This is a genomic window from Kitasatospora sp. NPDC034533, from assembly GCF_055575155.1.
On the sequence record NZ_JBVITE010000101.1, the window covers coordinates 7131 to 16186 of the forward strand.

General features: G+C 75.2%; 6 protein-coding genes. 4 read left to right on the forward strand and 2 right to left on the reverse strand.

All coding sequences use genetic code 11. The annotated features are described in order from the left end of the window. The first annotated feature begins 68 nt into the window (after positions 1-68). From ACZ55U_RS37020 to ACZ55U_RS37035, 4 genes are all read left to right on the forward strand, one after another. Positions 69-971: an SGNH/GDSL hydrolase family protein gene (locus ACZ55U_RS37020; protein WP_465533665.1), complete on the forward strand. Its 903-nt coding sequence runs from the start codon at positions 69-71 to the stop codon at positions 969-971. Between the two features lie 139 nt (positions 972-1110). After that, entirely contained in the window at positions 1111-2421 is a 1311-nt protein-coding gene (locus tag ACZ55U_RS37025) for a deoxyguanosinetriphosphate triphosphohydrolase (protein WP_465533667.1), read from the forward strand. Between the two features lie 89 nt (positions 2422-2510). Beyond that, the gene (dnaG, locus tag ACZ55U_RS37030; RefSeq protein WP_465533669.1) at positions 2511-4418 is read left to right on the forward strand and encodes a DNA primase; all 1908 of its coding nucleotides are present in this window, start codon (positions 2511-2513) and stop codon (positions 4416-4418) included. A 145-nt stretch (positions 4419-4563) separates the two neighbouring features. Continuing rightward, entirely contained in the window at positions 4564-5805 is a 1242-nt protein-coding gene (locus ACZ55U_RS37035; protein WP_465533671.1) for an RNA polymerase sigma factor, read from the forward strand. Positions 5806-5893: 88 nt separating this feature from the next. Here the strand turns inward: ACZ55U_RS37035 and ACZ55U_RS37040 are convergent, their stop codons facing one another. Both ACZ55U_RS37040 and ACZ55U_RS37045 read right to left on the reverse strand, forming a co-directional pair. Next, positions 5894-7297 carry a glutamate decarboxylase gene (locus ACZ55U_RS37040; protein WP_465533673.1) on the reverse strand — a complete coding sequence of 468 codons (1404 nt, stop codon included), beginning with the start codon at positions 7295-7297 and terminating at the stop codon, positions 5894-5896. Positions 7298-7391: 94 nt separating this feature from the next. Continuing rightward, positions 7392-8825 (reverse strand): FGGY family carbohydrate kinase, encoded by a 1434-nt coding sequence (locus ACZ55U_RS37045; RefSeq protein WP_465533675.1) that lies wholly within the window; start codon positions 8823-8825, stop codon positions 7392-7394. Between the last annotated feature and the right edge of the window lie 231 nt (positions 8826-9056).

Here is a 9056-nt window from a genome sequence, read left to right on the forward strand (position 1 = left end):
CCCTTCCCGTTTAGTGGTTGTGTGGTTAAGGGGGGGGGGGGGGGGGGTGGCTTGGGGGGGAGGTTGTTTTGGGGGGCGTTTCCCCCGCCAGCGCCCAGAACCCCCCCCCCGCCACGCCGACCCCGGCCCCGCCGCCCACCGGCCCGTACGTCGCGCTCGGCGACTCGTACACCGCCGGGATGAACATCCCGCCGCAGATCGGCGCGCCGGGCGCCTGCTACCGCTCCGGGGCCAACTACCCCTCGCTGGTGGCGAAGGCGCTCTCGCTGGCCCCCGGGCAGTTCACCGACGTCAGTTGCAGCAGCGCCCGCACCGGGGACCTGACCGCTCCGCAGAAGGTCGCCGACGGCGCCAACCCGGCCCAGCTGGACGCGCTGACGGCGGACACCCGGCTGGTCACCCTGGGGATCGGCGGCAACGACGCCGGCTTCATGGAGGTCGTGACGGAGTGCGCCAAGGAGAACCTGGTGAACCTCGTCAAGGGCGTGATCACCGACCGCGGCAACCGGTCCGGTACCTCGCCCTGCCGCGACCACTACGCCGCCGGCGACGGCACCGACGAGGTCAAGCGCAAGGTGGACGCGGCCGGGGACCGGCTCGGCCGGGTGCTCCAGGACGTCCGGAAGCGCTCCCCGGAGGCCAAGGTCTACGTGGTCGGGTACCCGGGGCTGCTCCCGGCCGACCCGGCGAGCTGCCTTCCGGTGCTCGGCAACGCCGTGGCCCCCTCCGACCTGGCCTTCCTGGTGGAGAAGGAGCAGCAGCTCAACGGCATGCTCAAGCAGCGCGCGGAGGCGGCCGGCGCGGTGTTCGTGGACCTCGCCGGGCCCTCGGCCGGGCACGACATGTGCGCGGGGGAGGACAGGCGCTGGGTCGAGCCGCCGCTCCCGCGCCGGGGGATGGCGCCGATCCACCCCAACGCCCAGGGGCAGGAGGCGGCCGCCGAGGTGGTCCTGAAGGCGATCAGGGGCTGAGTCCGGGCCGGGGCCGCCCGTCCCGGCCGACCCGCCGGGGCGGGCGCCCGCGCGCCACGCGCCGTTCACGCCCCGGCCCCCGCGCCGTCGCGCGCCGCACATCCCGCGTGTCGGGGGCGCGGCGTACGGTGAGGTGCATATGGATGACACCACGCACCGCCTCGCCGCCCCGATCCCGTACGACCACGCCGCCGAGGCCCGCTGGGTCCCCGAACCCGACAAGCGCCCCGGCCGCACCGCCTTCCAGCGCGACCGCGCCCGGGTGCTGCACTCGGCCGCACTGCGCCGACTGGCCGGCACCACCCAGGTGGTCGCCCCGATGCGCAGCGACTTCCCGCGCACCCGGCTCACCCACTCCCTGGAATGCGCCCAGGTCGGGCGGGAGTTGGGGGCAGCCCTGGGCTGCGACCCGGACCTGGTGGAGACGGCCTGCCTGGCCCACGACATCGGCCACCCGCCGTTCGGCCACACCGGCGAGGAGGCCCTCGACCACGCCGCCGCGGAGTGCGGCGGCTTCGAGGGCAACGCCCAGTCGCTGCGCATCCTGACCCGGCTCGAACCCAAGCGCTTCGCGCCCCGCGAGGAGCGGCCGGCCGCCCGGCTCGCCCCCTGGCCGGGGCGCAGCGTCGGCCTCAACCTGAGCCGGGCGGCCCTCGACGCCGCCACCAAGTACCCGTGGACCAAGGGCGACCACCCCACCGACCCGGCCTCGCCCAAGTACGGCGTCTACGCCGACGACCTCCCGGTCTTCCGCTGGCTGCGGGCGGGTTCCCCCGCCGGGCGCAAGTGCTTCGAGGCCACCGTGATGGACTGGTCCGACGACGTGGCGTACTCCACCCACGACGTCGAGGACGGCCTCCAGGCCGGCCACATCGACCCGGCCGCCCTGCGCGCCCCGAGCGAGCGCGCCGAACTCTTCGAGGTCGCCGGGCGCTACGCCCGGGACGCCGAGCCGCAGGAGCTGTCCGAAGCCCTGGACCGGCTGCTCGCCCAGGAGTGGTGGCCGCGCTCCTACGACGGCACCGCCCGCGCCCGGGCCGGGCTCAAGGACCTCACCAGCCAGCTGATCGGCCGCTTCTGCCTGGCCGCCGAGCAGGCCACCCGCGCCCGCTACGGCCCCGGCCGGCTCACCCGTTACGCCGCCGAGCTGGTGGTGCCGAGGGAGGTCCGGCTGGAGTGCGCGGTGCTCAAGGCGGTCGCCGTCCGCTACGTGATGCAGCGCGACGAGCAGGCCCAGCTGCGGGCCCGCCAGCGGATCGTGATCGCCGAGCTGGCGTACGTGCTCACCCAGCGCGCCCCCGAGGGGCTGGACCCGGTGTTCGCCGCGATGTACCGGGAGGCCGAGGACGACCGCGCCGCCCTGCGCACGGTCGTCGACCAGATCGCCACCCTGACGGACGCCTCGGCCCTGGCCCTGCACGCCAGACTGGTCGGCGCCGCCTGGGCGTGAGCGCGGGGCCCGCCTCCGGGCGCCCGCGGCCCACCGGGCCCCGCCCCCGGCCCGGCCGGAAACCCCGGCCGCCCCAGTAGACTTCCGGGGTGGCCGGGCGGATCAGGGACGAAGACGTGCAGGCGGTGCGCAGCGCACTGCCGATCGACGCGGTGGTCGGCGACTACGTACAGCTGACCAACGGTGGCGGCGGCGAGTACAAGGGCGTCTGTCCCTTCCACGACGAGAAGTCCGCCTCCTTCTACGTGAACCCCGCCAAGGGCGTCTTCCACTGCTTCGGCTGCCAGGAGAACGGCGACACGATCGCCTTCCTGATGAAGATCGAGCACTTCACCTTCGCCGAGGCCGTCGAGCGGATGGCCGCCCAGGCCGGCATCACCCTGCGCTACGAGGAGGGCGGCTACAGCCCCCGTCACCAGCAGGGCGAGCGCACCCGGCTGGTCGAGGCGCACAAGGTGGCGGCCGCCTACTACCAGGAGCAGCTGGCCTCGCCGGAGGCGGAGATCGGCCGCCGCTTCCTGGCCGAGCGCGGCTTCGACGAGGAGGCCGCGAAGGCCTTCGGCGTCGGCTACGCCCCCGCGGGGTGGGAGCACCTGGTCCGCTACCTGCGCGGCAAGGGCTTCACCGACAAGGAGATCCTCCAGGGCGGCCTGGCCTCGCAGGGCCAGCGCGGCGGCCTGATCGACCGCTTCCGGGGCCGGCTGGTCTGGCCGATCCGGGACATCGCGGGCGAGGTGGTCGGCTTCGGCGCCCGCCGGCTGCGCGAGGACGACAACGGGCCGAAGTACCTGAACACCCCCGAGACGCCGATCTACAAGAAGTCCCACGTGCTGTACGGCATCGACCTGGCGAAGAAGGAGATCGCCAAGTCGGGGCGCGCCGTGGTGGTCGAGGGCTACACCGACGTGATGGCCTGCCACCTGGCCGGCGTCACCTCCGCGGTGGCCACCTGCGGCACCGCCTTCGCCGAGGACCACATCAAGATCATCCGCCGGCTGCTGATGGACACCTCCCAGTACCGGGGCGAGACCGTCTTCACCTTCGACGGCGACGCGGCCGGCCAGAAGGCCGCCCTGCGCGCCTTCGAGGACGACCAGAAGTTCGCCGCCAAGACCTCCATCGCGATCAGCCCGGGCGGCATGGACCCGTGCGAGCTGCGGCTGGCCCAGGGCGACGAGGCGGTCAGGCAGCTGATCGACAACCCGGTCCCGCTGTTCGAGTTCGCGCTGACCTCGGCGGTGGCCCGGCACCGGGTGGACACCCCGGAGGGGCGCTCGGCGGCGCTGGAGGAGGCGGCCCCGATCGTCGCCAAGATCAAGGACCGCTCGATCCAGCACGAGTACGCCGTCCGGCTGGCCGGGATGCTCGGCATCCTGGACGAGCAGTTCGTCGTCCGCCGGATCTCCCAGCTGGCCCGGTGGGACCGCGAACGCCAGCAGAACCCGCGCGGCGCGGCCGCCCAGCGCCGCCCCGAGCCGCTTCAGCCGCAGCGCCCCGCGCAGCCCTCCTTCCGGCTCGACCCGCGCGACCCGGCCCAGTTCGTCGAGCGCGAGCTGCTCAAGCTGGCGCTCCAGCACCCGGAGCTGGTCAGCCCGGCCTTCGACCACTACGGCGAGGACGAGTTCCCGACCCCGCCGTACACCGCCGTCCGGCAGGCCATCGCCAAGGCCGGCGGCGCCGCGTACGGGGCGACCTTGCCCGACTTCACCGGCGCGGTGCGCGAGGCGGCCCCGGACGACCGGGTGCGTTCGCTGGTCACCGAGCTGACCGTCGAGCCGGTGCGCTCGCGCCGCAAGGCGGACGCCGTCTACGCGGGGGAGTTCCTGGTCAAGCTGCGGCTGCTGGCGGTGGACCGGCGGATCACCGAGGTCCGCGGCCACCTCCAGCGCCTCGGGCCCCGGGCCGACGCCGAGCAGCTGCACGCCGTGCAGACCGAGCTGTGGCAGCTCCAGCAGTACGGGCAGCAGCTGCGCAGCCGGGGCGCGGCGGCGCTGTAGCGCGCGCCGCGGCACCCGCCGCGCTCCCTTCTCCGGCAGAAAGTCGGCGCACGAGTCTCGGCCACGGAGCGTGGCGTACCGCACACTGGAGGGCGCCCACCTCCGTCCAGCGCGGGTCCGCCAGAGTCGCGCCCGCCCCGAGGGGATGCCCGTGGAGCAAGGCCTCGTCGCAGCGACCACCACCAGCACCCGAGCGGATCCCGCCGGACCGGGCGGCCGGCGGAGGGCCGAGGAGCAGGACACCCATCACGGCCGGGCCGGGGCGCCGCCCCCGGACGGTGCCAGGGTCCCCGCCCAGGGCCTGCCGGAGGGCCACCCCGACAGCCCGGAGCCCGAGCCCGACGGCGACGTCGAGCCCGACGGCGCGAAGCCCGAGCCCGACGGCGACGCCGGGGCCGAGGGCGACGTCGAGCCCGACGGCGGCGCCGGGGCCGAGGAGCCGGACGGGCGGCGCCGGGCACCCGCCGAGGACACCGGCCCCGCCGGTGACCTGCTGCGCCAGTACCTGCGCGAGATCGGCCGGATCAGCCTGCTCACCGCCGAGGAGGAGGTCGAGCTGGCCCGCCGGGTGGAGGCCGGCGTCTTCGCCGAGGAGCGGCTCAACCTCGACCCGCCGCCGCCCGACCCGCTGGCCGGCGAGCTGGACACCCTGGTGGTGCGGGGCCGGATCGCCAAGCGCCGGCTGATCGAGGCGAACCTGCGCCTGGTGGTCTCCGTGGCCAAGCGCTACGTGGGCCGCGGGCTGACCCTGCTGGACCTGATCCAGGAGGGCAACCTGGGCCTGATCCGGGCGGTGGAGAAGTTCGACTACGCCCGGGGTTTCAAGTTCTCCACGTACGCGACCTGGTGGATCCGGCAGGCGATGAGCCGGGCGCTGGCCGACCAGGCCCGGACGATCCGGGTGCCGGTGCACGTGGTCGAGCTGATCAACCGGGTGGTCCGGGCGCAGCGCGGGCTGCTCCAGGAGCGCGGCCTGGAGCCCACGGCGGCCGAGATCGCCGCGGTGCTGGAGCTGACCGAGGAGCGGGTGCGCGAGCTGCTCCGGCTGGCCCAGGAGCCGGTCTCGCTGCACACCCCGGTCGGTGAGGAGGAGGACGTCGCGCTCGGGGACCTGATCGAGGACGCCGACGCCGCCTCGCCCGCCGAGTCCGCGGCCTTCCTGCTGCTGCGCCGGCACCTGGACGCCGTCCTGGCCACCCTGGGGGAGCGGGAGCGCCAGGTCGTCCAGCTCCGCTACGGGCTGGACGACGGCCGTCCGCGCACCCTGGAGGAGATCGGCGCGCTGTTCGGGGTGACGCGGGAGCGGATCCGTCAGATCGAGTCGAAGACCCTGCTCAAGCTCCGCGACCACGCCTACGCCGAGCAACTGCGCGGCTACCTGGACTGAGGGGCGGGATCAGGAGGGGCTCTCGGAGCCGCCCGGAGCCGGCGGGCCGGCGGGTCGGCGGGCGTGGGCGCGGCAGGCCGCGGCGGGCTCAGTGGTGGAAGCCCGACCGGGCCGGCACCCCGAGCTCCTTGAGCGGGACGGGCTGGCGCCGCAGCTCCGGCAGCAGCCGGCCGAGGTCGGCCAGCAGCAGGTCCGCGAGGTCCCGGGAGAAGCCGTTGCGGCAGACCACCCGGAGCACCGACAGGTCCTCCCGGTTCGCCGGGAAGGTGTACGCCGGCACCTGCCAGCCGCGCTCGCGCAGTCGCCGGGAGACGTCGAACACGTCGTAGGGCAGGCCCTCCTCGGTGGTGAAGGCGAACACCGGGAGCTGGTCGCCCCGGGTCAGCAGCCGGAAGTCCTCCAGCTTCCCGATCCGCTCGGCCAGGTAGCCGGCGACCTCGCGGCAGGCCCCCTGGACGGCCCGGAACCCCTCCCGGCCCAGCCGCAGGAAGACGAAGTACTGGGCCACCACCTCCGCGCCGGGCCGGGAGAAGTTGAGCGCGAAGGTCGGCATCTCGCCGCCCAGGTAGTTGACCCGGAAGACCAGCTCCTCCGGCAGCGCCTCCTTGTCGCGCCACAGCGCCCAGCCCACGCCGGGGTAGACCAGGCCGTACTTGTGCCCGGAGGTGTTGATCGAGGCCACCCGGGGCAGCCGGAAGTCCCAGACCAGCTCCGGGTCCAGGAAGGGCGCCACCATGCCGCCGGAGGCGCCGTCCACGTGCACCGGCACGTCGATGCCGGTGCGCTCCTGGAGGGCGTCCAGGGCCGCGCAGATCTCCTGGATCGGCTCGTACGAGCCGTCGAAGGTGGAGCCGAGCACCCCGACCACACCGATGGTGTTCTCGTCGCACAGCGCCACCGCCCGGTCGGCGTCCAGGTGGAAGCGGTCGCCCTCCATCGGCGCGGTGCGGGCCTCGACCTCCCAGAAGTTGCAGAACTTCTCCCAGCACACCTGCACGTTGACGCCCATCACCAGGTTGGGCCGGGCCCCGCCGGCGTAGCGCTCGGCGTTGGCCCGCGTCCAGCGGCGCTTGAGCGCCATGCCGGCCAGCATGCAGGCCTCGCTGGAGCCGGTGGTGGAGCAGCCGATCGCGGCGTCCGGGTCGGGGGCGTGCCAGAGGTCGGCGAGGATCGCCACGCAGCGCCGCTCCAGCTCGGCGGTCTGCGGGTACTCGTCCTTGTCGATCATGTTCTTGTCGAGGCACTCGGTCATCAGCCGGGTGGCCTGGGCCTCCATCGAGGTGGTGACGAAGGTCGCCAGGTTGAGCCGCGCGTTGCCGTCCAGCATCAGCTCGTCGTGGATCAGCTGGTACGCGGTGTCGGCCGCGACCGGGGCCTCGCCGAGCCGGTGCAGCGGCGGGGCGAGCTCCATCGCGCCCAGCGGGTCGGCGGTGGTCGGGTACGGGCCGAGGCTCAGCCGGCGGTCGTCGCCGGCCCCCTTGTGCAGCGCCATGGCGTCCTGCCGTCCTTCGCGTCGGTGGCCGTGTCCCGTCCCACGCTGCCACCAGGCGCCGGGTGACGCATCTTCACCGGCCGCCGTCGGACCGTCAGCCGGCCGTCTCCGGGTGGATCTGGTCACGGGCGGCCCGGTACTGCCGGCGGACCGCCGAGCCGATCGCGAGGTCCTCCTCCCCGTCGGGCTCGACGGTCTCGGCGTCCGGCAGCTCCCACTCCGGCGGCTCCGGGGTGCCCGCCAGCGCCCAGGCGGCCTGCCGGGCGGCCCCGCGCGCGGCGTGCGCGCCCGGCGGCGGCACCACGACCGGGACGCCGAACAGCATCGGGGCGACGTGCCGCACGGCCGGCAGCCGGCCGGCCGCGCCGAGGAGGAACACCCGCTTCACCTCGACGCCCTGGGCGCGCAGCACGTCGAGGGCGTCGGCGATGTTGCACAGCATGCCCTCGACGGCGGCCCGGGCCAGGTGCTGAGGGGTCATCGCCTCGGCCCGCAGGCCGGTCAGGGTGCCGGCCGCGTGCGGCAGCGCGGGGGTGCGCTCGCCGTCCAGGTACGGCAGCAGCACCAGGCCGTAGGCGCCGGGGGTGGAGTGGAGGGCGAGGTCGCTGAGGCCCTCCAGGTCCCGGCCGAGCAGAGCGGCGGTGGAGCGCAGCACCTGGGCGGCGTTGAGGGTGGCGACCATCGGCAGGTGGCGGCCGCTGGCGTCGGCGAAGGAGGAGACCAGGCCGGAGGCGTCCACCACGGCCTCCCCGTGCACGGCGAAGATCGTCCCGGCGCTGCCGAGCGAGACCACCGCGTCGCCCGGGCCGAGGCCCAGGCCCAGCGCGGCGGCCATGTTGTCCCCGGTGCCGGCCGAGATCAGCAGGCCCTCGGGGGTGTGCCCGGCGGGCTCGGCCGGGGGCAGCACGTCGGGCAGCCGGAGTTCGTGGCCGAGCGCCAGCTCCACCAGGTCCTGCCGGTACTCGCCGGTGATCGGCGACCAGTAGCCGGTGCCGGAGGCGTCGCCGCGGTCGGTGGTGCGGCGCCTGGGGTGGCCGAGCAGCTGCCAGACCAGCCAGTCGTGCGGTAGCAGCACCTCGGCGACCCGGCGGGCGTTGGCCGGCTCGAACTCGGCCAGCCAGCGCAGCTTGGCGATGGTGTACGTGGGGGCGGGCACCGAGCCGATCGCCGCCGTCCAGGAGGCCGGGCCGCCGAGGGCGTCGAGCAGCTTGGCGGCGGCGCCGCTGGAGCGCGGGTCGTTCCACAGGATCGCCGGGCGCACCAGCACCCCGCCCGCGTCCAGGCCGATCATCCCGTGCTGCTGGGCGCTGACCCCGATCGCCCGGACGCCCTCCAGCAGGCCGCCGGTGGCGGCGTCGCCGAGCGAGTGCAGCCAGACCTGGGGGTCGGTCTCGCCGGGGCGCAGGTCCTGGTCCTCGGGGACGGGGTGCGGCGCCTTGCCGGAGCGCAGGACGGCACCGGTGTCGGCGTCACACGCGACGATCCGGGTGCGGCTGGTCGAACTGTCTATCCCCGCGACGATGGCCATGTCGAGATCATGCCTCAGCCCGGGCCCGGACGCGTCCGGGCCCGGGGAGCCGTTGCGCCTTCGCGACTCGCGGTTGGGGCTCCCTTGGCCCCGGCGTCACCGCCCCGTCACGGACGGCGGGTAACCGCCCAGGGGTGGGGGGGGGGGGGGGGGGGGGGGGGGGGGGGGGGGAGGGGGGGGGGGGGGGGGGGGGGGGGGGGGGGGGGGGGGGGGGGGGGGGGGGGGGGGGGG

What these genes read in the sequence shown, in the direction of transcription:
- ACZ55U_RS37025 (WP_465533667.1), top strand. Translation starts at nt 1,111, where the DNA reads ATGGATGACACCACGCACCGCCTCGCCGCCCCGATCCCGTACGACCAC.
- ACZ55U_RS37035 (WP_465533671.1), top strand. Translation starts at nt 4,564, where the DNA reads ATGCCCGTGGAGCAAGGCCTCGTCGCAGCGACCACCACCAGCACCCGA.
- ACZ55U_RS37040 (WP_465533673.1), bottom strand. Translation starts at nt 7,297, where the DNA reads ATGGCGCTGCACAAGGGGGCCGGCGACGACCGCCGGCTGAGCCTCGGC.
- ACZ55U_RS37045 (WP_465533675.1), bottom strand. Translation starts at nt 8,825, where the DNA reads ATGGCCATCGTCGCGGGGATAGACAGTTCGACCAGCCGCACCCGGATC.